Below are 21,669 nucleotides of genomic sequence, written 5' to 3' on the forward strand. Positions count from 1 at the left end.
TTCAGTTCTCCAGAACCAGTGAAGTATCGACCGTCGCCTCGTGATACAGGCGCAACGCCTCGCGCACCTGCCCGGCACTTTCCAGACCCAGGACCTGTTGGGCAATGGCCTGGCAGTCCACCAGATCCACTTCGCGAACGGCCGCCTTGATGGCCGGAATCAACGGCACACTCACTGACAGCTCATCCACCCCCAGCCCCAGCAACAGCGGCACGGCCAGCGTCTCGGAGGCCATGGCGCCACACACACCGACCCACTTGCCGTGGGCGTGCGCGGCCTTCACGGTGCTGGCAATCAAGCGCAGCACCGCCGGATGAAAGCTGTCGGCCTGACTGGCCAGACGAGGGTGATCGCGATCCATGGCCAGGGTGTATTGCGTGAGGTCGTTGGTGCCGATGGAGAAGAAATCCACTTCGGGCGCAAACAGATCAGCCATCAGTGCCGCCGCCGGCACTTCGATCATGATGCCCAGCTTGGGAAGTTCCGTGAGGCCCAACGCCAGCACCTCCTCTTCAAGCAGTTGCCGAGCCAGACGCAACTCCGAAAGCTGCGTCACCATCGGCAGCATGATGTGCAGCCGGGCCAGCCCGGCGCTGTTCAGAATGGCCTTGAACTGATCGCGCAAAAGCTGCGGGCGCTCCAGGCATAAACGAATCCCGCGCATGCCCAGGAACGGGTTGGTTTCGCTGTCCATCGGCACGTAGGCCAGAGGCTTGTCACCGCCAACGTCCAGGGTGCGCACCACCAGATTGCGCGTCGGCCCAAGTGTCTTGGCGATGGCGCTGTAGATAGACGCCTGCTCGTCATGGCTCGGTGCATGGTTGCGATCCAGATAAAGAAACTCCGAACGCAGCAAACCGACGCCCTCGCCTCCCAGTGCCATAGCCTGTTCGGCTTCAGCCAGCGAAGCGATGTTGGCCGTGACTTCAAAGTGATGACCGTCGCGGGTACAGGCGGCCTGCGTTGCGTTCGCCAACTCATGTTGCTGGCGTTGCTGTTGCAGCTGCCGTTTGGCTTGCAGCTGTTCGATGGCCTGTAGATCCGGATCCAGCTGCAGCTCGCCCTTGTCAGCATCGAGCAGCACCTGGGTGCCGTTGACCAGCGCCAGCACTTGCACCGGCAGCCCGCAGATCGCCGGCAACCCGAACGCCCGGGCGAGGATCGCGACGTGGCTCGTGGCGCCACCGCCGACCGTGGCGAAACCCAGTACCTTGCGAGTATCGAGCCCCGCGGTCTGCGACGGTGTCAGTTGTTCGGCGATCAGGATCGCCCCTTCCGGCAGCTCCATTGCCTGATCCTGTAGGCCAAGGATCAACTTGAGCACCCGCTGACTCACATCGGCCAGATCCGCAGCCCGCTCTGCGAGCAACGCATTGCCCAGGTTTTTGAACAAGGTGGCGGCCGACTCGGTGGCCGTACGCCAAGCGAAACCGGCGCTTTTGCCTTCGTTGATCTGCACGTGAGCCACTTCCAGCAAACCCGGGTCTTCGAGCAGTTCCTGATGCGCCTTGAAGATGTCTGCCTGCGCGTCGCCAATGGCGCTGTCACGCAACTGTTGCAGATCCACCAGCGCCTCGGCCAAGGCGCGAGACAGATGATCGCGTTCAGCCTGCGGTGTAGTGCCGAGTTCATTCACTTCCAGGTTTTGTTCGGCTATCTGCACCACCTGGCCAAACGCCGATCCGGGTGATGCGCAAACCCCACGCAGCACCGTCGACGATGAAGCCTCGATCGCATTCGTCTCAACCTGCGCCGAAGCTTCCACCGCTTCACCGCATCCCGTCCTCAGCAGGTCAGTCAATGTCTTGATCGCCGCTTCAGCGTCCGGACCGGCCGCGCTGACTTGCAAAACGTCACCGTGAGCCGTCTGCAACGCCATGATCGCCACCAGGGATTTCCCGTTCGCACTCTCCTGCTTCTTATGCAGGCAAATGCTCGCCGAAAAACCTTTCGCCGCCTGGGCGAACACCGCGGCCGGACGGGCGTGCAAGCCATTCGGATTGGCCAGTGTCACCGGTTTGGAGAACACTGCTTCGTCTTCTTCCACTACCGGTGCATCCGTCCCCTGCTCAATCGGATTCAAACTCAGGAGCGGCTGACCACTTTCCACCAGGCCCGTTTCCGGCGTCACCCAGGCGAACGGCTCACCGCTGACCACCAGCATCAACGTCAGCAGGCTGCGGGCATTCGTCGCAACAAAATCGGCATCGAATTCGATCAGCGCCTGCCCGACGTCAACCTGCTGTCCCTCCTCGACCAGCCGGGTGAACCCATTGCCTGCCAGGTTCACCGTGTCGAGGCCGATGTGCATCAACACCTGCACGCCGTTTTCGTCGGTGATGCTGACCGCATGCCCACTGGCCTGCACATTGCTGACAACCCCGGCCAGCGGCGCACACAAGGTCGATGAAGTCGGATCGATGCACAGGCCATCGCCGATCACGCGGCTGGAAAACACTGGATCGGGCACGAGGTCCAGTGGCATCAATACGCCGGACAACGGGGCGTGCAGTTGCAATTGTTGGGGTGTGGCCATGACGTCACCTGCTGTTTTGTTCTTTGAAGTGCCGATGGAGCGCGATGCTCCGACAGCATCGCTTATTTCCACCAGTACTCGACCTGCAATCCGACATTCGAGCCGTGCCGCGCCGTGCCGAAGGCGCCGGTATCGGACAACGCCGAACCCGCCGCCAGTTCATTGGCCGCCCGTTTGGCCGCCTCGTTCCAGCTGGCATAGGTGTAATACAGACGCACCTCGGGGCGAGCCCAGAATTCCGGGCCTTTGGGCGACCACGTCGGAGCGAAGGTGAACTTGCTCAGCTTGCGTGTGCCGCCCTCGGCTTCGACCTGATCGTGACCCAGTTCGGTCACCAGCTTAAACTGCTCGGTGATCGCGTAGGCCGGGCGAATCCCCAGGGAAATCCAGTTCTGGTCGGCACCGTCCGGGCGAATGTCTTTCTGGTAAACCGCCTCGACTTGCCCACCGAACCGCGGTGTCACTTGCCAGTCGAAGAACTCCACCACCCGATAGCTTTTGTTGCTGTCATCCAGTTTCACGTTACCGGTATAGCCCAACCCGGTGCCGGGGCCTTCGCCATACTGGAAGGCCAGTTTGTTCTTGCCGCCCAGGAAACCTTTCTGCACATGCTGCGTGGTGATTGCCCAGCCGCGATGTGCATCGCTGCTGTCGGGTTTGTCGATGTAGCTCAGGCCGAATTCCAGTTCACCACCGGGGTTGGTGTTAAAACCGGCAACGTTGAAATCGTGACGATTGATGTAGTCCTTCTGGTACAGGTTGTCCTTGCGTGAAAAGGCATAGCTGTATTTCAGATCGCCGATCAGCACATCCTCGATACCGCCGCCGGTGGCGCTCTGGTTCCAGTAGTAGAAGTCGGAAATATGGATGTCGTTCCGCTTGTAGTAACGTCGACCGGCCCACAACGAGCCGCCGTTGAGGCTCGGCATGTTCGACCATTGCGCGTAAAGCTGTGGCAAGCGGATCGAGCCGTTATCCTCGTTGAACGTCAGGTCCTTGTCGTACTGGTTATACAGCGAAGCCATGCCGTCGACACTCAGCACCGAACCGTCGTCCAGGGTGTACAGGTCCTGGCGTAGTTCGAGTTCACCATACTGCTCACACTCGTTGCCCAAGCGGTATTTGGTCTGCGCGCCGGGCAGCTGGAAACACTGCTGTTTACCACTGTTGACCGACGTTCCGACGCCGCTGCGCAAGTAACCGCCGAACTCCAGGGCCTGCGCCGACAATGGCAACGCCAGGCATACGCTCGCGACAGCAAGGCTGCGATTTAGTGTTGTTTTCAAGAACCACCCCATTATTTTTATTGTGTTGTTCTGCAAATTCGGCGCGCAAAACTCCCCCGCGCAGCGTTCTGCGTGTTTTTAAAGTCGGTGTTTTTTAGTGGTCGGTCAGTCGGTCAGGTGCAAAACGAATGACTCATAGGGCCTGAGAAGAATCTGCCGATTTCGCTGCGGGCAGTCCGGGTAGTTGCTGATGACCAGACGCTGAGCCATCGCTTCGCTGATCACATCATCCGTCAGTTCGACTTCGCACGGCGTGCCATAGAAGTTGTTCAGTACCAGCAAACGTTCGCCATTCCCTTCGCGGACATACGCCCAGATCTGCGTGTGCTCCGGCAACAACTGCCGATAGACGCCATCGCAGATCAGCGCTTCACTGCGGCGCAGGGCAATCAACTGACGATAGTGATGCAACACGGAATCCGGGTCGTCGAGCTGGGAGGCGACGTTGATCTGCGTCGCGTTGGCCGGTACGCCGATCCAGGGTTCTGCGGCGCTGAATCCGGCGTTCGGCTCGGCGTTCCAGTGCATCGGCGTACGGCCGTTGTCCCGGGACTTCTGCATGATTGCCGCCATGTTGTCGGCATCGCTCGCACCGGCTTCGCGCTTGAGCCGGAAGATGTTCAGTGTCTCGACATCGCGATACTGATCGATGTGATCAAACCCCGGATTGGTCATGCCCAACTCTTCGCCCTGATACACAAACGGCGTGCCCTGAAGGAAGTGCAGCGCGGTGCCGAGCATCTTCGCCGACACCACGCGATGCTCGCCGTCATGGCCAAAACGCGAGACCACGCGCGGCTGGTCGTGGTTACACCAGAACAGCGCATTCCAGCCACCGCCGGCCTGCATACCGGTCTGCCAGTCCGAGAGGATGCGCTTGAGTTGGAGGAAGTCGAAGTCGGCGCGGATCCACTTCTGCAGGTTCGGGTAATCGACCTTCAGATGGTGGAAGTTGAACGTCATCGACAGTTCTTTTGAATCCGGCTTCGAGTAGCGAATGCAGTGCTCAAGGCTGGTGGAGGACATCTCGCCAACGTTGATCAGGTCGTGACCTTCGAAGACTTCGCGGTGCATTTGCTGCAAGTACTCGTGCACGTTCGGGCCGTCGGTGTAGAAGCGTCGCCCGTCGGTGTTGTCCTCGGGGAAATCCGCCGGTTTGGAGATCAGATTGATCACATCGAGACGGAAACCGCCCACGCCTTTATCGCGCCAGAAACGCATCATCTTGAAGACTTCGGCGCGCACCTTCGGGTTGTCCCAATTCAGGTCGGCCTGGGTGTGATCGAACAGATGCAGGAAGTATTGGCCGGTTTGCGCCTCGTATTCCCAGGCCGAACCGCCGAACTTGGATTCCCAGTTGTTCGGCTGATCGCGCCAGATGTAGAAGTCGCGGTACGGGTTGTCGAGGCTGCTGCGGGCCTGCTGGAACCAGGTGTGCTCGATCGAGGTGTGGTTGACCACGATATCGAGCATCAACTTGATCCCGCGCTTGCCGGCCTCGGCGATCAATAACTCGCAATCGGCCATGGTCCCGTAGCTTGGGTCGATGGCGTAGTAATCGCTGATGTCGTAACCATTGTCGCGCTGGGGCGAACGCAGGAACGGCGTGATCCACAGGCAACCGACACCCAGCCAGTGCAGGTAATCGAGCTTGGCCACGACGCCGAGCAAATCACCCGTGGGGTTGCCGGCGTGGCTGTGAAAACTCTTCGGGTAGATCTGGTAGATCACCGAACGTTGCCAGTCTTGCATGGCGCTATTCCTTCAATAAGTTTTGTAAGGGCCTTGAGGGCCCCTTCGCGAGCAAGCCCGCTCCCACATTGGAATGCGGTCAACCTGTGGGAGCGAGCTTGCTCGCGAATGCGATCTTTCAGGCGACCCGAAACCCTGGCCGGACAATCTTCATGCTCAACCCACAGGTCAGAACAAACGGCACCACCATCGCGATGACCATCCCGATCACGAACATCGGAATGAACTGCGGAATGATCGAGATGAAACCAGGCAAGCCGCCGACCCCGATGGCCGAGGCCTGGACCTTGTTCATCGACAGGAAGATGCAGCCCAGGGCCGAACCGCACAGGGCCGCATAGAACGGAAATTTGTAGCGCAGGTTGACCCCGAACATGGCCGGTTCGGTGATGCCGAAATAGGCGGAAATCGCCGAGGTCGAGGCCATGCTTTTATCGCGCACATTGCGGGTCATGTAGAACACCGCCAGTGCCGCGCTGCCCTGGGCGAGGTTGGACATGACGATCATCGGCCAGATGAACGTGCCGCCCTGGGTGGAGATCAGTTGCAAGTCGACTGCGAGGAACATGTGGTGCATGCCGGTGATCACCAGCGGCGCGTAGAGCAGCCCGAAAATCGCCCCGCCGACCATGGGTGCGAGGTCGAACAGCATGACCACGCCTTCGGTGATGAGAATCCCCAGATGACGGGTCACCGGGCCGATGACGGCCAGTGCCAGCACACCGGTGACGACGATGGTGGTAATCGGCACCACCAACAATTGCACCGCGTTCGGCACCCGCGCCCGCAGCCATTTTTCGATGACGCTCATCACATAGGCCGCCAGCAAGATCGGCAGGATCTGCCCCTGGTAACCGACCTTTTCGATCTGGAACAGCCCGAGGATGTCGAAGTACGGAAGGCTCTGGCCGTCGAGACCCGCAACAGCCTTTCCGTAGTTCCAGGCATTGAGCAGATCGGGGTGAACGAGCATCAGACCGAGCACGATACCGAGGATTTCACTGCCACCAAATCGCTTGGCCGCCGACCAGCCGACCAAGGCAGGCAGGAACACAAACGAAGTGTTGGCCATCAGGTTGATCAGGCTCCAGAGCCCGTCGAGTTTCGGGTAGGCGTCCAGCAGGGTCTGGCCCTCGATGAACATGCCCTTGGCGCCGATCAGGTTGTTGATGCCCATCAACAGCCCCGCAATGATCAGCGCCGGCAGGATCGGCATGAACACGTCGGAAAACACCCGCACCAGACGCTGCATGGCGTTTATCTTGTCGGCGCTTTTTTGTTTAACGTCGGCGATGGTTGAAGCGGCGAGACCGGTTTGACGGCGCAGTTCGGCGTAGACCTTTTCAACTTCGCCGGGGCCGATGACCACCTGGAACAAGCCGCCAGTGAAGAACGAGCCTTTGACTAGGTCGATCTGGTTCAGTGTGGCGCTGTTGACCAGGCTCGGGTCCTTGAGGGCCAGGCGCAGGCGTGTGACGCAGTGCGCGGCCTGCTCGAGGTTGTCGCTGCCGCCGAGGCTTTGCAGCAGCTCGCTGGCGATATTCGGATAGTCGTGGCTCATGCTTTTCTTCCGCTGTAGTTTTTTGTTTTTGGCAGCACGCCGAAGCGAAAAGTACTCGTCTGTACGAGTTAAAGCAACAACTCGTACAGACGAGTTTGATTTTGTTTATTCTGAACCCGACCGGCGGCGAAGTTTCCTACTCCTAGAAGGGATGAAACCTAAAGCTGCATGGACAAACCCCTACCCTGCCCTTAAGGTTCGAAACCTTGAGTACATCGCGGCACAGAGCCATCCCCATGAGTAAATACAACCAGATCTACAGCGATCTGCTTGCCAGTATCACGACCGAACGTCTGGAACGCGGCGCACGGTTGCCTTCTGAAACCGAATTGATGGACAGCTACCATGCCAGCCGCGGCACCGTGCGCAAGGCCATCGAGCAATTGCAGGAGCGTGGTTTCGCCCAGAAAGTCCACGGCAAAGGCACCTTCGTGCTGTCGACCAACCCGATCGAGTTCCAGTTAGGCGGCATCGTCAGCTTCCAGGAGACCTATCCGCGACTGGGCAACGACGTCAGCACCGAGGTGGTGGAATTCACCCAAATACCCCTCGAAGGCCCGCTGCTCGAACACATCAAGGCTGAAGAAGGCAGCCTGATCACGCGGATCAAACGCGTGCGGCGCATCGACGGCAAACGCGTGATCCTCGATATCAACCATTTTGTCAGCGACGTGATTCCCGACCTGTCCCGCGACATCGCCGAGCAGTCGATCTACGCCTTTATCGAGCAGACCCTGCAACTGCAAATCGCCTACGCCCAGCGCACTATCGAAGCAGTGCCGCGGAGCAAGGACGACCAGCACCATCTGGACCTCGACGGCCAAAGCCATGTGATCGTGGTCAGCAACCAGACCTTCCTGCAGGACGGTCGCCAGTTCGAGTACACCGAATCTCGGCATACCCTCGACAAATTCTACTTTTCGGATGTGGCACGGCGCTGACCCTACACGCTTCAGAATCGCGTTTGGGCATAACTATGTAGTGCACTTGCCTTGAGCAAATGGGCCATTCTCACCGCCCATTTTCTCAAGGAGCGAGAGCATGCCTGTTGATCAACAAATTGAAGTGCCCACCACTGCCGCCGATAAGGATCAGCTGAAAGTCATCGCGCCCGTCATCGTCACGGCCTGTCCCGACTTGCAGGAAGAAGCCCATGCGATGGCCACCGAAATCCTCGCAAAGCATGGCATTACCGGCCTGGACCCGGATCGGGTCTGGTGGCATCGGTTCAACAATGTGTCAGCCAGCAGCACCAAGGCCTTCCTCGGCTGGGAACACGGTCCTAAACCCAGTGAATCAATGACCCTGACTCAACTGGTCATTCATCGGTATTACGTCACCGATCAGGACTACGCCGACCAACTGGACGCTTACGGCGGGTTTTACACCGCTGACGCTACCGCGAGCATTTTCAACGAAACCAATGAAGTGCGGATGTACCCCAGCGAAGTGCTCAAGGACTTCTGGCACGAGACCTTCAGCGACCGTTATCTGAACAAACTGAACGCCTACTGGAGCGCACATTTCGATGACTACCGGGCCTTGGCGAAATGCAATTTCCTGAGTAAAGCCGTCGAGGCACGGGAAAACGGTACGCTCCAGGAGGAAGAGTTTCAAACCCTCATCCGGGCCGTCGCCGCTGACAAAAGCTGGCCGATCACCCTGGAGACCTTGCGTGCGCAAACCTCTGTTCCCCCCGACCTGCGGGTGTGCGCCCTTGACGTCGCCGGGCATGTCGCCACGGATATTCTGCGCATTGTCGACAGCAGTGGCCGGCAAATCACCTACGTTCCCGGCGCCGCAGAAGCCTTCCATGTGCATCCGACGCTGACGGACATGCATTGGTGGATCTTGCTGCAAATGAACGATGACGCGCGCTATGCCGAATTCATGACCCATTTCCCGCTGTCGGTGCGTCAGGAAATCCACGACAACATCACGCCCCTGATGAATCAGTTGGTGGGCACGTGGGGCAAATACGACCACCATTTGATCAATCAGAAGAACATCACCATCGGCGGCGACGCGTTTACATGGCTGAGCGGCAATGTCCGGAGCGCGATGTCGGAAGAAGCGGATCTGTCCCTGGTCACCAATGGACAACTGCGCAAAGGCATGTGGCTCGGCTACCTGACTGCCGGGCTGCACGTCTTCGGACCGCTGGCACTGCTCGGCTGGCCGATTGCGCTGCCGGTGATTGGAGCCAGCATCGCTTCAATGGGCTTGAACATCGACAAGGCCGTCAACGGCAAAACCGTGGCGGAGCGCAAGGCCGGCGTCAAAGGCGCCGTGCTGGATGGCATCAACCTCCTGTTCAACCTTCCGCTGCTCAAGGAGGTCGAAGTTCTGGAGGAAGTCGGCGCTTCAGCCGAGGCCGCCGAAGCCGCCGAAATGGCCAGGCTGCAGGAGGCCAACAACCCTTCTGAGCCGATCGGTGCACAAGACCCGGAGGTATCTGACGGTTCAGAGCGCGCAACCACTCAACTTCAAGAGTTCATCCCCCTGAGACCGGCACCGGCACAGCACCTTGAAGTACCAGAGAACTGGCAAAGCAACGAGATTCTGGAAAGTGAGGCGCCACTCGCCACCAGTGGCAAGTTCCAGGGCATCTACACACTCAACTCCAACCCCTCGACGGCCATCATGATGAACGACGTGGCTTACTACGTGCGCTACGAAGCCGACATCAACGGCGGCGGTAACTGGGCCATCATCGACCCGGCAAATCCTCACGCCTCCTCAGGATCGATACCCGTCCGTTTGAATGGCGAAGGCAAGTGGGAGCTGATACCGAAATCCGGTTTAAAGGCTGGCGGCAACGACGACCTCGCCGCTGTTCCGGGACCGTCCCGGTTGCCCGCCCCTGTCCGACCACCGGAAGAACTTCGCGTACCCTCGACGAAATACGATACCCCCAATGGGCGGTCACTTAACGTCCTGGCGCTAGGTAAAAAAGAAACGCATATAAAAGTCATCAACCTTCCCGATGGGCGCCTAAAAGGGATGACTCCGTATGAAGAGTTCGTCGCTGGACGTCGCGCAACCCTATTGAGCGATACTCGCGCCGCGCTTTCGAAAAAGAACTTTTTTTCCTCATTACCAGCACGTCCGGTACAACCCGTCATTACGCCATCCATGACCGTGCAGGAACTCATCGAGAAGATATTCGACGCCGCGCCCGGGTTAGTGATTGGTGAAAGCCAGGATCGAATTGCCAGCATGCAGTTCCTGATCGAGAACATGCAGACATTGGCCCGGCAAGGCGTCAAGACAATCTATATGCATCGCTTGCTCAACGATTTCAATCAGTTAGACCTGAATACTTTCGCCAGAAGCGAAAAGATGGACGGCATGCTCGAAAAGTATCTGAAGCAGTTACAAAGCGATCCGACCGGACAGTTCACCCCCCTTGAGGTCGTCAAGGTGGCTCGCGAGAACGGTATCCGGATCCAGGCGATCGACTGTCTCGCAAGTTACCGCTATCCAGCATCGTCCTTCATTGACGTTCAGGAACAATCCATTAAAAACTACCTCACCACTGCGATCATGCGTGCCGATGAAGCGCTTGGCAGATCAGGTAAATGGGTCGTACTGACAGGCCAGGAAAACACCAATACCTTTAGAGGGATGGCCGGCATCAGTGAAATGAATGGCGGTATCGGTTTGCGTATTGAGGAGGTACTTCCCGAACACAGCCTGCAAATAGAGATAGATCACGGCGTAGAGGTGGGCCGTAATGCCAGCCCGCTTCCCGTCAACTTTCATGGAGATTTCGACACCTTGTATGCCGATATCAACCTGCAGGTCCCCTTGCCCATGCTGCAACGAACCCCGGTTGAAATAGATCGCATCCTGTTCCGTCAGGGAATGTTCTCCTTCAAGGAATCCAATGGAGCCTGGACACTGATCCATCGCAGCAGGACCGGTCTGATCACCGAAACGCTGGTTGAACGAACAGCCGATGGGCAATACCTGGTCAATCGCCCCGCCTGGGCCGATATCCATCAAAAACCTTACCCTGGACTGGTCGATCTCTCGCACGCCCTCACCCGCATGGGCATGAAACTCGAAGGACGCTTGCCCGTGTAGGAAAACACCGTACCGCGATACGCAAAAGGCCCCGTGAACTCACATTCACGGGGCCTTTCGGTTGTCACGGACGATCAGTCAGACCGGGATCACTCCCACTCGATCGTCGCTGGCGGCTTGCTCGACACGTCGTAAGTGACGCGGGAGATGCCTTCGATTTCGTTGATGATCCGGCCGCTGACGGTTTCCAGCAGTTCGTAAGGCAGGTGCGCCCAACGCGCGGTCATGAAGTCGATGGTTTCCACTGCACGCAGGGCCACGACCCATGCGTAACGACGGCCATCGCCTACAACGCCAACCGATTTCACCGGCTGGAACACCACGAATGCCTGGCTGACCTTGTGGTACCAGTCGGCCTTGCGCAGTTCTTCGATGAAGATGTGGTCGGCGCGACGCAGCAGGTCGGCGTATTCCTTCTTCACTTCACCGAGGATCCGCACGCCCAGGCCCGGGCCCGGGAACGGGTGACGGTAGACCATGTCGTACGGCAGGCCGAGTTCCAGGCCCAGACGACGGACTTCGTCCTTGAACAGCTCGCGCAGGGGTTCAACCAGCTTGAGGTTCATTTCTTCCGGCAAGCCACCCACGTTGTGGTGCGACTTGATCACGTGAGCCTTGCCGCTTTTGGCGCCAGCCGACTCGATCACGTCCGGGTAGATGGTGCCCTGAGCGAGGTACTTGATGTTGTCCAGTTTGTTGGACTGGGCATCGAAGACGTCGATGAAGGTACGGCCGATGATCTTGCGCTTCTTCTCTGGGTCGCTTTCGCCAGCCAGGTTGTCGAGGAACTGGTCTTCAGCGTTGGCGCGGATCACCTTGACGCCCATGTTCTCGGCGAACATGGCCATCACTTGCTCGCCTTCGTGCAGACGCAGCAGGCCGTTGTCGACGAAGACGCAGGTCAGCTGGTCGCCGATGGCTTTGTGCAACAGCGCGGCAACCACCGAGGAATCAACACCGCCGGACAGGCCGAGCAAGACGTTGTCGGTGCCGACCTGAGCGCGCACTTGAGCGATGGCGTCTTCAGCGATCTTCGACGGCGTCCACAGGGCTTCACAGCCGCAGATGTCGAGGATGAAGCGCGACAGGATGCGACCGCCCTGCTTGGTGTGGGTCACTTCCGGGTGGAACTGCACGCCGTAGTAGCCGCGAGCGTCGTCGAACATGCCGGCAATCGGGCAGCTCGGGGTGCTGGCCAGGATGTGGAATTCCTGAGGCATCTTGGTAACTTTGTCACCGTGGCTCATCCACACGTCGAGGCCGAACAGGCCGTCAGCGTCGATGTGGTCTTCGATGCCGTCGAGCAGGCGGCTCTTGCCGACCACGTCGACACGGGCGTAACCGAACTCACGCAGCTCGGAACCTTCGACCTTGCCACCCAGCTGTTCAGCCATGGTCTGCATGCCGTAGCAGATACCGAAGACCGGTACGCCCAGGTCGAACACCGCTTGCGGGCAGCGAGGGCTGTTGGCTTCGTGCACGGACTCGGGGCCGCCGGCGAGAATGACGCCTTTTGGAGCGAATTCGCGAATCGCTTCTTCATCCATATCGAACGGATGCAGTTCGCAGTACACGCCGATTTCACGCACGCGGCGGGCAATCAGTTGGGTGTACTGGGAACCGAAATCGAGGATCAGGATGCGGTGAGCGTGAATGTCGAGGGCCATGATTCAGTCTCGTCTAAGTAATTCAGAAACAGTCGTGATTCAGAAACAACTCGGGGCTGAATAAAACAGCCCCGGTTACTTAACTTTTTGCTGGAAGCCTCAACCTACGCGGTAGTTTGGCGCTTCTTTGGTGATTTGTACGTCGTGGACGTGGGACTCGGCCATGCCAGCGCCGGTGATCCGCACGAACTCAGGCTTGGTGCGCATTTCTTCGATGTCGGCACTGCCGGTGTAGCCCATCGAGGAACGCAGGCCGCCCATCAGTTGATGGATGATGGCGCTCAGGCTGCCCTTATAAGGAACACGCCCTTCGATGCCTTCCGGAACCAGCTTCTCGGCGCCCGCGGAGGAGTCCTGGAAGTAACGGTCGGAAGAACCTTGAGCCTGGGACATGGCGCCCAGCGAACCCATGCCGCGGTAAGCCTTATACGAACGACCCTGAAACAGTTCGATCTCGCCCGGCGCTTCTTCAGTACCGGCGAACATCGAGCCCATCATCACGCAGGAAGCACCCGCTACGATGGCCTTGGACAGGTCACCGGAGAACCGGATGCCGCCGTCGGCGATCAACGGAACGCCGGTGCCTTCAAGGGCAGCGGCGACGTTGGCGATGGCACTGATTTGCGGGACGCCGACACCGGCGACGATACGGGTGGTGCAGATCGAGCCTGGGCCGATACCGACCTTGACTGCGTCAGCGCCGGCTTCGGCCAGGGCCTTGGCGGCAGCGCCGGTGGCGATGTTGCCGCCGATGACCTGCACTTCAGGGAAATTCTGTTTGACCCAGCGAACGCGGTCGATCACGCCTTTGGAGTGACCGTGTGCGGTGTCGACCACCACCACGTCAACGCCGGCATTGACCAGGGCAGCGACGCGGTCACCGGTGTCTTTACCGGTGCCGACGGCAGCGCCAACGCGCAGACGACCTTGATCGTCCTTGCTGGCCAGCGGGTAAGCCTTGGCTTTTTCGATGTCGTTGACGGTCATCATGCCTTTGAGGGCAAATTTGTCGTCGACGATCAGGACGCGTTCGATGCGGTGTTTGTGCAACAGCTCGCGAACGTCGTTCTTGTCGGCGCCTTCCTTGACCGTGACCAGACGCTCTTTAGGCGTCATCACTTCGCGGACAGTGGCTTCCAGACGATTTTCGAAACGCACGTCACGGGAAGTGACGATGCCGACCAGGTCGCCATTGTGCAAAACCGGAACGCCGGAGATGTTGTGCTGGCGGGTCAGTTCGAACAGTTCACGAACCGTGGCGTCGGCCTCGATCGTGATCGGGTCCTTGACCACACCGGCTTCGTAACGCTTGACCTTGCGGACTTCGGCAGCTTGCTGCTCGATGGTCATGTTCTTGTGGATGATGCCGATGCCACCTTCCTGAGCCATGGCAATTGCCAGACGGGCTTCAGTGACGGTGTCCATGGCGGCAGAAACCAGAGGAATATTCAGCTCGATGCCACGGGTTAGGCGGGTCTTGAGACTGACTTCGTTAGGAAGCACCTCGGAATAACCAGGCACTAGGAGAATGTCGTCGAATGTCAGAGCTTCTTGGCTGATACGCAGCATCGCGGGGGCTCCCGAGCGGGAAAATGGAAGCGCGCCATTATAGTCAGACACCCCCTCGGGTTCAATGTAAAACTCTGTCTATTATTAGCATTACTGATATACGGGGATTGTCGCTTCCTACAGCTCGACTTTCACCCAACTGACAGGCTGATCGAGCCAATCGGCAAATTCATCGATAAAGCTCTGCTTGAACCCGGCCTCGGCCCAGTTGTTGAAGATGAAACCCAGGTTGGAAAAACCGCACTCCTGCAGAAAAAGAAAGCCGTTGATGTCGTCTTCATGCCCGCATTCAGGGCAGGTGAAGTTATCGGTGCGCCCCGGCATCCAGTCTTCCAGGCTTTCGAACAGCGCTTCGCCGACTTCCTTGCGGCACTCGGCGCAACCCGCCTCCTCCAGGAAACCCTTGGCCGGCGTGTAGATGCAACGCTTGGTGATGATTTCCAGGCCATTGATCGGCTCGCCGAAAGGCAGGGCTTCCGGGTGAAGCACCACAGCGCGGGCACCGTCGCCGATGGCGTGAGCCATGCGATTACCCGTGCGGCCACAGGTGGTCAGTTCTTCTTTGACGATGTTCTTGCGCACCAGCCAGCGCACGACCGCCCGGGCCCGGGGTTCATGCACCGGCAGCGTGGAGATTTTCGGGACGATGATGCTTTGCGAATTCATGGATGCAGCCCTGCCAATACTGAATGACCACCCTTGTGGGAGCGAGCCTTTGTGGCGAGGGGATTTATCCCCGTTGGGTCGCGAAGCGGCCCCAGCACTTCAAAGTCCAATCGCATTAATGAGCTGACGTCTGCTTCGCAGCCGAACGGGGATAAATCCCCTCGCCACAAAGGCTCGCTCCCACAGGATTTTGCGGTCGGCAGCTTAATCCCTGAGGAAATCCGGTCAAGTACTCAAATAACGCCCGATCAAGGCAATCCCGCTGGCCAGCACCAGCCAGGTCACCAGCCGCACGAACGCCTCGCGGGACAATCTCATGGTCAATCGCCGCCCGACCCACAGCCCCAATGCCATGGCCGGCAACAAACACACGGCCAGCATCAATAAGGGTAGCTCGGCATAGACACCGGCGACGGCAAACAGGCTCAAGCGCACCACGGTGCTGCAACTGATCAGCGCACTCTGGGTCGCCCGCGCCGCCTCTTTCGGCAACCGGCTGTTCAGATAGATCGCATATAAAAAGCCGCCACTGCCAAACAATGCTCCGAACATCCCGCCCACCGTGCCCATCGGCACAGCCCAACCGGCGGACAATTGCGTCGGCCGGGTTTTGACCCACAAGCTGTAAATCGCGTAGGCGCTGATAAACAGCCCCATCAACAGCAACAACACATCGGATTTGAGGTTCAGCAGAAAGATCACCCCCAGCGTGCAGCCCACCGCCATGCAGGGCAGCAGCCGCAGCAACTCGGGTTTCGCCACATCCCGCCGCGAAGGCAGCAGATTGCCGAACGCCGCGACGAAATCCAGTAGCACCAGCAACGGCACAATCTTCGATAGCGGCATGAACAGAATCAGAATCGGCCCCGCCACCAACGCCGTGCCAAACCCGGCGATACCAAACACGATGTAAGCCAGTGCGATGCCCAATCCGATCACCAGCCAATCCGTGGCGCCGAATGGCCATTGGTGCAACAACTCAAGCACATTCATTTGCACGGCTTCCTTGAATAACTGTGATGACTTTAGCCAGCGCCGAGGCTTGCGACTAATATCTTCAACGCCACTCACCCATCTCAAAAAGGCATGCCTTGTGCTTTCAACCCGCCAATTGCGTTACTTCGTGGAAATCGCCGATTGCGGGAGTTTCAGTGCCGCAGCCGAACGGCTGTTCATTGCCCAGTCGGCCCTGAGCCGGCAAATAAAGGACATGGAAACCCGACTGCAAACGCCTTTGTTCCAACGTACTGCACGCCAGCCCCGACTGACGGCGGCCGGTGAAGCCTTCTTGCCCCGAGCCAGAAACCTGCTGAATGAACTGACTAAAGCCAGTGAGATGGCCACCCAGGTCGGCAGTGGAGAGCTCGGCACCTTGCGCCTCAGCCATTCCAGCACCGTGCCCATGAGTGGCCGTTTACTGCGAGGCATCAGCGACTATCTGGACCGGCACGTCGGCGTGTCCATGGAGATCGTCAAACTGTCTTCCGAAGCGCAACTCGAAGCGCTGGCCGACAATCGGCTGGATGTCGGACTGCTGCGCCTGCCGGTATTGCGCCAACGTGAAGGCGTGCAGATTGTTCCTCTATATAACGAGCGCTTGCTGCTGGCCGTGCCGCCCAATCACAGACTGGCTGTGGATAAGTCCGCGCAAGCCATCGACTTGGCGCAATTGAAGGATGAGGCCTTTATCTCCATTCCTCATCCGCAACGTGGCGGATTGAGCTATCTGTCCGCCGAGTTGTGCATGCGCCAGGGATTCTTCCCGAAAGCGGCGCGGGTGGTGTCGCGCAAAACCACGCAACTGCAATTGATTCAGGCCGGTTTCGGCATCGCCCTGCTGCCGGAATCGATGCAGGACATTGCACCGCCCGACATCCACTTCCTACCCCTGGCCGATCCGGATTGCCACAGCACCGTCGCCCTCGCCTGCAAGCAAAATCCCACCGCGCTGGTTCAACACTTCATCAATACCTGCACAAATCCCTGTGGGAGCGGGCTTGCTCGCGAAGACGGCGTGTCAGTCGACATACATGCTGAATGTTAATCCGCATTCGCGAGCAAGCCCGCTCCCACAAGGGGATTTTTGTTGGATCGTGGAGTTTGTTTGCCGAATGCCTTTAAACTGCGCCCCATGATTAAAGATCCCTTTGCAAGACTCGGCCTGGACCGTGAAGTCCTGACTGTCAGCCAGCTCAACGGCCGCGCGCGGGTGTTGCTTGAAGACGTGTTCAGCAACATCTGGGTCGAAGGCGAAATCTCCAACCTCGCTCGGCCGGCGTCCGGGCACGTGTATTTCACCTTGAAAGACAGCGGCGCCCAAGTGCGTTGCGCGCTGTTTCGGCAGAACGCGGCACGGGTCCGTCAGGCGCTGAAGGACGGCCTGGCGGTCAAGGTGCGCGGCAAGGTTTCGCTGTTCGAGGGGCGTGGCGACTATCAGCTGATCCTCGACACCGTCGAGCCGGCCGGTGACGGCGCGCTGCGTCTGGCTTTCGATGCATTGAAAGAAAAACTCAGCGCCGAAGGCCTGTTCAGCGCCGAGCGCAAAGTGCCGTTGCCGGCGCATCCGCAGCGCATCGGTATTATCAGCTCGCCGACTGGCGCAGTGATTCGCGACATCATCAGCGTCTTTCGCCGCCGCGCGCCGCAGGTTCAGCTGACGCTGATCCCGACCGCCGTGCAGGGCCGCGAAGCGACCGCACAGATCGTCCGCGCGCTGAAACTGGCGGACGCTCGTGGGTTCGATGCGCTGATCCTCGCCCGCGGCGGCGGCTCGCTGGAAGACCTCTGGTGTTTCAACGAAGAAGCCGTCGCCCGCGCCGTGGATGCCTGCGTAACACCGATTGTCAGCGCCGTCGGCCATGAAACCGACGTCTCGATCAGTGACTTCGTGGCCGACGTTCGCGCCCCGACGCCGTCCGCCGCCGCCGAATTGCTTGCACCGGATTCCAGCGACCTGGTGCGCCGGGTCGAAAGCCTGCATCGGCGCCTGGTGATGCGCATCCGCGACCGCCTGATGCGCGATCGGCTGCGCCTGGAAGGCATGTCCCGCCGTCTGCGTCATCCTGGCGAACGTCTGCGCCAACAAGCGCAACGTCTGGACGACCTGGACATGCGCATGCGCCGCGCCTTTGAACGCAGTTTGAATACCCGTCGCGAACGGCTGATTCGCCTGGAAACCCGCCTCGCCGGGCAACACCCGGGACGGCAACTGGCGATGCTTCGTCAGCGCCTCGACAGCTTCGCCGAACGCCTGCCGCGCGCCATGCGCGAAGGGCTCAAGGCTCGTCGCCTGCAATTGCAAAGTCAGGTGCAGACGTTGCAGGTGGTCAGCCCGCTGGCCACCCTCGCTCGTGGCTACAGCATTCTGCTGGATGAACGCGGCAACGCGATCCGCAGTGCCGAGCAAACCCACACCGGTCAGCGCCTGAAAGCCAAACTCGGCGACGGCGAGCTGCAAGTCCGGGTTGAAGACAATCACCTGACGCCTGTCACCCTTTCTTTACTGGATTGATCCATGTCGCGTTTTCTAGCTCCGCTGTTGTTGCTGTGCCTGACCTTCAATGCCCACGCCGACAGTTACATCACCCGCCTGTTGAACAAACCGGTGCCGGGTGGCGTGGCCGTGGTGGATCTGGGCGCTTCTGCCCAGGCACCGAAAGCCAGTTATCAGGGCAAACCGGTGCTGGTGGTCAAGGAACAGAACAACTGGCTGGCGATTGTCGGCGTGCCGTTGACCGTCAAGCCGGGCGCGCAGTCGATCAGCAGCGGCGGCCGTAATCTAGGTTTCACCGTCGGCAACAAGAAATACCCGGAACAGCGCATCACCTTGAAGAATACGCAGCAGGTCAATCCGAACCCGGAGAACCTTAAGCGCATCGAGCGCGAGCTGGCCGAGCAAATCGCCGCCTACCGCACGTTCAGTCCGAACACCCCGAGCAACCTGCTGCTGGACAAACCGGTCAACGGCCCGCTGTCGAGCAAGTTCGGTGTGCGCCGCTTCTTTAATGGTGAAGAGCGCAATCCGCATTCGGGCCTGGATTTCGCCGTGGGTGCCGGCACACCCATCAAGACCCCGGCGGCGGGCAAGGTGATCCTGATCGGCAACTACTTCTTCAATGGCAACACGGTGTTTGTCGACCATGGGCAGGGCTTTATCAGCATGTTCTGCCATATGTCGAAGATTGATGTGAAGGTGGGCCAGCAATTGGCTCGCGGTGGCGTGGTCGGGAAAGTCGGCGCCACCGGGCGGGCGACCGGGCCGCATATGCACTGGAATGTCAGCCTGAATGATGCGCGGGTGGATCCGGCGATTTTCATTGGCGCGTTTCAGCCTTAGTCATCTGTGAGTCTACTGGCCTCTTCGCGGGCAAGCCCGCTCCCACAGGTTCCGAGTTGGATTACGAATGTGTGATCCACACCCGTCCACTGTGGGAGCGTGGCTTGCCCGCGAAGACGGCCTCAAAATCGCCGAAGCATCTCCCGACAACTTGGGTCTTTGCATCGACACAGCTCGACTTCTTCAATTGCGCATCCCTCAAGCCTCGCGCAAACATAAAAACGATCATTCCCATTCAAAGCAATAAAATCGCGACAAAATCGCTTTTTCGGGTATTCCTCTCAATTTTTTTCGACTGCTTGCCATCCTCCACCCCCGAGGTTAGGGTTGAAGGCATGAAAACCTCTCACACCCTCATTCAGCTTCGCCAGCACCGCAGCCTGTGCCTCGTCAGCGCACGACTGCCGGGCTGAATCGCGGTGCCTCGCCCTACGCTTTTCCCCAAGAACAATTGATCCACCGGCAGGCCGCCTTTTTTCGGCCCACACAATAAGGATTTCCCGATGAGCATGCTCAAAGACCCGTCTTCGAAATACCGCGCGTTCCCGACCATCGATATCCCGGACCGCACCTGGCCATCGAAGACCATCACCGCAGCGCCGATCTGGTGCAGCTCCGACCTTCGTGACGGCAACCAGTCGCTGATCGAGCCAATGGACGCGGTGAAGAAGCTGCGTTTCTGGAAAACCCTGGTGCAGGTCGGTGTGAAAGAAATCGAAGCGTCGTTCCCGGCCGCGTCGCAAACCGACTTCGACTTCGTCCGTACCTTGATCGAAGGCAACCACATCCCGGACGACACCACCATTCAGGTGCTGACCCAGGGCCGTGAAGACTTGATCGAGCGCACTTTCGAATCCCTGCGCGGGGCGAAGAAAGCCATCGTTCACTTGTACAACGCGACCTCCCCGTCCTTCCGCCGCATTGTCTTCAACCAGGACAAGGAAGGGGTCAAGGCCATCGCCGTGAACGCGGCCAAGCTGTTCGTCAAATACGCCGCCCAGCAGCCGAACACCCAGTGGACGTTCGAATACTCGCCGGAAACCTTCAGCGCGACCGAACTGGAATTCGCCAAGGAAGTCTGCGACGCGGTGATCGAAGTCTGGAACCCGACGCCTGAGCACAAGGTGATCCTCAACCTGCCAGCCACTGTCGAATGCGCGACTCCGAACATCTATGCCGACCAGATCGAATGGTTCGGCCGTCACATCAACCGTCGTGACAGCGTGATCATCAGCCTGCACACGCACAATGACCGTGGCACTGGCGTTGCGGCCACCGAACTGGGCCTGATGGCCGGTGCGGACCGTGTCGAAGGCTGCCTGTTCGGCAACGGCGAACGTACCGGTAACGTCGACCTCGTGACCGTGGCGCTGAACCTCTACACCCAGGGCATTCATCCTGAGCTCGACTTCTCGGACATCGACGGCGTGCGCAAAGTCGTCGAAGAATGCAACCAGATCCAGGTGCACCCACGTCACCCGTACGTCGGCGATCTGGTTCACACCGCGTTCTCCGGCTCGCACCAGGACGCCATTCGCAAGGGCTTCGCCCAGCAGAAACCGGACACCCTGTGGGAAGTGCCGTACTTGCCGATCGACCCGGCCGACATCGGCCGCAGCTACGAGGCGGTCATCCGCGTCAACAGCCAGTCGGGCAAGGGCGGTATCGCCTACCTGCTGGAGCAGGAATACGGCATCAGCTTGCCGCGCCGCATGCAGATCGAGTTCAGCCAGGTCGTGCAGCGTGAAACCGATCGCCTCGGTCTGGAGATGACGGCACAACAGATCCACGCCTTGCTGCACAGCGAGTATTTGCAGGCCAACACCCCGTATGCGCTGGTCAGCCATCGCCTGCAGGAAGAGAACGGTCACAGCGCCGTGGAAGTGGAAGTCTCGGGCAAAGGCCAGGGCGAAACCAACCTGCACTGGCGTGGCAAGGGCAACGGCGCGCTGGAAGCCCTGGTGGCCGGCCTGCCAATTCCCGTGGAAATCATGGACTACAACGAACACGCAATCGGCGCGGGCACCAATGCCAAGGCCGCGGCCTACATTGAACTGCGTGTGAACGGTGAACGTGCGGTGCATGGCGTCGGCATCGATGAAAACATCACCACCGCGAGCTTCAAGGCCCTGTTCAGCGCGCTGAACCGCTCCCTGAGCCAGCCGGAAGCGAAAGCCGCGTAAAAGCGTTCGCTGAAATACAAAAGG

Annotated in this window: 14 protein-coding genes; 6 read left to right on the top strand and 8 right to left on the bottom strand. The window is 59.3% G+C overall.

The window, feature by feature from the left end; all coding sequences use genetic code 11:
- Position 1 precedes the first annotated feature (1 nt).
- The 4 genes from ptsP to treP form a co-directional block, all read right to left on the bottom strand.
- Complete coding sequence (ptsP, locus tag DJ564_RS26605; protein WP_109634576.1) at positions 2-2,536, bottom strand: phosphoenolpyruvate--protein phosphotransferase; 2,535 nt, start codon at positions 2,534-2,536, stop codon at positions 2-4.
- A 62-nt stretch (positions 2,537-2,598) separates the two neighbouring features.
- Complete coding sequence (locus tag DJ564_RS26610; RefSeq protein WP_109636208.1) at positions 2,599-3,822, bottom strand: carbohydrate porin; 1,224 nt, start codon at positions 3,820-3,822, stop codon at positions 2,599-2,601.
- 105 nt (positions 3,823-3,927) lie between these two features.
- Positions 3,928-5,574: an alpha,alpha-phosphotrehalase gene (gene treC / locus DJ564_RS26615; protein WP_109634578.1), complete on the bottom strand. Its 1,647-nt coding sequence runs from the start codon at positions 5,572-5,574 to the stop codon at positions 3,928-3,930.
- A 118-nt stretch (positions 5,575-5,692) separates the two neighbouring features.
- Positions 5,693-7,135, bottom strand: coding sequence for a PTS system trehalose-specific EIIBC component (gene treP, locus DJ564_RS26620; RefSeq protein WP_109634579.1), 1,443 nt, complete (start codon positions 7,133-7,135; stop codon positions 5,693-5,695).
- A 236-nt stretch (positions 7,136-7,371) separates the two neighbouring features.
- Between treP and treR the strand changes: the two genes are divergently transcribed.
- On the top strand, positions 7,372-8,076 hold the full coding sequence (treR, locus tag DJ564_RS26625; protein WP_109634581.1) for a trehalose operon repressor: 705 nt from the start codon (positions 7,372-7,374) through the stop codon (positions 8,074-8,076).
- A gap of 100 nt (positions 8,077-8,176) precedes the next feature.
- Positions 8,177-11,224, top strand: a complete 3,048-nt coding sequence (locus tag DJ564_RS26630) for a membrane-targeted effector domain-containing toxin (RefSeq protein ID WP_109634583.1) — start codon at positions 8,177-8,179, stop codon at positions 11,222-11,224.
- An 89-nt stretch (positions 11,225-11,313) separates the two neighbouring features.
- On the opposite strand, the gene guaA is transcribed toward DJ564_RS26630, so the two are convergent.
- From guaA to DJ564_RS26650, 4 genes are all read right to left on the bottom strand, one after another.
- A complete protein-coding gene (gene guaA / locus DJ564_RS26635) occupies positions 11,314-12,891 on the bottom strand; it encodes a glutamine-hydrolyzing GMP synthase (protein ID WP_109634585.1) in 1,578 nt (525 codons plus the stop codon).
- A 99-nt stretch (positions 12,892-12,990) separates the two neighbouring features.
- Positions 12,991-14,460 (bottom strand): IMP dehydrogenase, encoded by a 1,470-nt coding sequence (guaB, locus tag DJ564_RS26640; protein WP_109634587.1) that lies wholly within the window; start codon positions 14,458-14,460, stop codon positions 12,991-12,993.
- Positions 14,461-14,577: 117 nt separating this feature from the next.
- Positions 14,578-15,126 carry a sugar ABC transporter ATPase gene (locus tag DJ564_RS26645; RefSeq protein WP_109634588.1) on the bottom strand — a complete coding sequence of 183 codons (549 nt, stop codon included), beginning with the start codon at positions 15,124-15,126 and terminating at the stop codon, positions 14,578-14,580.
- 225 nt (positions 15,127-15,351) lie between these two features.
- Positions 15,352-16,119 carry a sulfite exporter TauE/SafE family protein gene (locus tag DJ564_RS26650; RefSeq protein WP_109634590.1) on the bottom strand — a complete coding sequence of 256 codons (768 nt, stop codon included), beginning with the start codon at positions 16,117-16,119 and terminating at the stop codon, positions 15,352-15,354.
- A gap of 100 nt (positions 16,120-16,219) precedes the next feature.
- Here DJ564_RS26650 and DJ564_RS26655 point away from each other — a divergent pair, with 100 nt between their 5' ends.
- The 4 genes from DJ564_RS26655 (at position 16,220) to leuA (ending at position 21,645) form a co-directional block, all read left to right on the top strand.
- Positions 16,220-17,170, top strand: a complete 951-nt coding sequence (locus DJ564_RS26655; RefSeq protein ID WP_109634592.1) for a LysR family transcriptional regulator — start codon at positions 16,220-16,222, stop codon at positions 17,168-17,170.
- 87 nt (positions 17,171-17,257) lie between these two features.
- Positions 17,258-18,637 (top strand): exodeoxyribonuclease VII large subunit, encoded by a 1,380-nt coding sequence (xseA, locus tag DJ564_RS26660; RefSeq protein WP_109634594.1) that lies wholly within the window; start codon positions 17,258-17,260, stop codon positions 18,635-18,637.
- A gap of 3 nt (positions 18,638-18,640) precedes the next feature.
- Positions 18,641-19,462, top strand: coding sequence for a M23 family metallopeptidase (locus DJ564_RS26665; protein WP_109634596.1), 822 nt, complete (start codon positions 18,641-18,643; stop codon positions 19,460-19,462).
- A gap of 503 nt (positions 19,463-19,965) precedes the next feature.
- Positions 19,966-21,645 carry a 2-isopropylmalate synthase gene (gene leuA, locus DJ564_RS26675; RefSeq protein ID WP_109634598.1) on the top strand — a complete coding sequence of 560 codons (1,680 nt, stop codon included), beginning with the start codon at positions 19,966-19,968 and terminating at the stop codon, positions 21,643-21,645.
- The last annotated feature ends 24 nt before the right edge of the window (positions 21,646-21,669 follow it).

The organism is Pseudomonas sp. 31-12, from assembly GCF_003151075.1.
Taxonomy (GTDB): Bacteria; Pseudomonadota; Gammaproteobacteria; order Pseudomonadales; family Pseudomonadaceae; genus Aquipseudomonas.

What these genes read in the sequence shown, in the direction of transcription:
- ptsP (WP_109634576.1), bottom strand. Translation starts at nt 2,536, where the DNA reads ATGGCCACACCCCAACAATTGCAACTGCACGCCCCGTTGTCCGGCGTA.
- treC (WP_109634578.1), bottom strand. Translation starts at nt 5,574, where the DNA reads ATGCAAGACTGGCAACGTTCGGTGATCTACCAGATCTACCCGAAGAGT.
- treP (WP_109634579.1), bottom strand. Translation starts at nt 7,135, where the DNA reads ATGAGCCACGACTATCCGAATATCGCCAGCGAGCTGCTGCAAAGCCTC.
- treR (WP_109634581.1), top strand. Translation starts at nt 7,372, where the DNA reads ATGAGTAAATACAACCAGATCTACAGCGATCTGCTTGCCAGTATCACG.
- DJ564_RS26630 (WP_109634583.1), top strand. Translation starts at nt 8,177, where the DNA reads ATGCCTGTTGATCAACAAATTGAAGTGCCCACCACTGCCGCCGATAAG.
- guaA (WP_109634585.1), bottom strand. Translation starts at nt 12,891, where the DNA reads ATGGCCCTCGACATTCACGCTCACCGCATCCTGATCCTCGATTTCGGT.
- guaB (WP_109634587.1), bottom strand. Translation starts at nt 14,460, where the DNA reads ATGCTGCGTATCAGCCAAGAAGCTCTGACATTCGACGACATTCTCCTA.
- DJ564_RS26645 (WP_109634588.1), bottom strand. Translation starts at nt 15,126, where the DNA reads ATGAATTCGCAAAGCATCATCGTCCCGAAAATCTCCACGCTGCCGGTG.
- DJ564_RS26650 (WP_109634590.1), bottom strand. Translation starts at nt 16,119, where the DNA reads ATGAATGTGCTTGAGTTGTTGCACCAATGGCCATTCGGCGCCACGGAT.
- xseA (WP_109634594.1), top strand. Translation starts at nt 17,258, where the DNA reads ATGATTAAAGATCCCTTTGCAAGACTCGGCCTGGACCGTGAAGTCCTG.
- DJ564_RS26665 (WP_109634596.1), top strand. Translation starts at nt 18,641, where the DNA reads ATGTCGCGTTTTCTAGCTCCGCTGTTGTTGCTGTGCCTGACCTTCAAT.
- leuA (WP_109634598.1), top strand. Translation starts at nt 19,966, where the DNA reads ATGAGCATGCTCAAAGACCCGTCTTCGAAATACCGCGCGTTCCCGACC.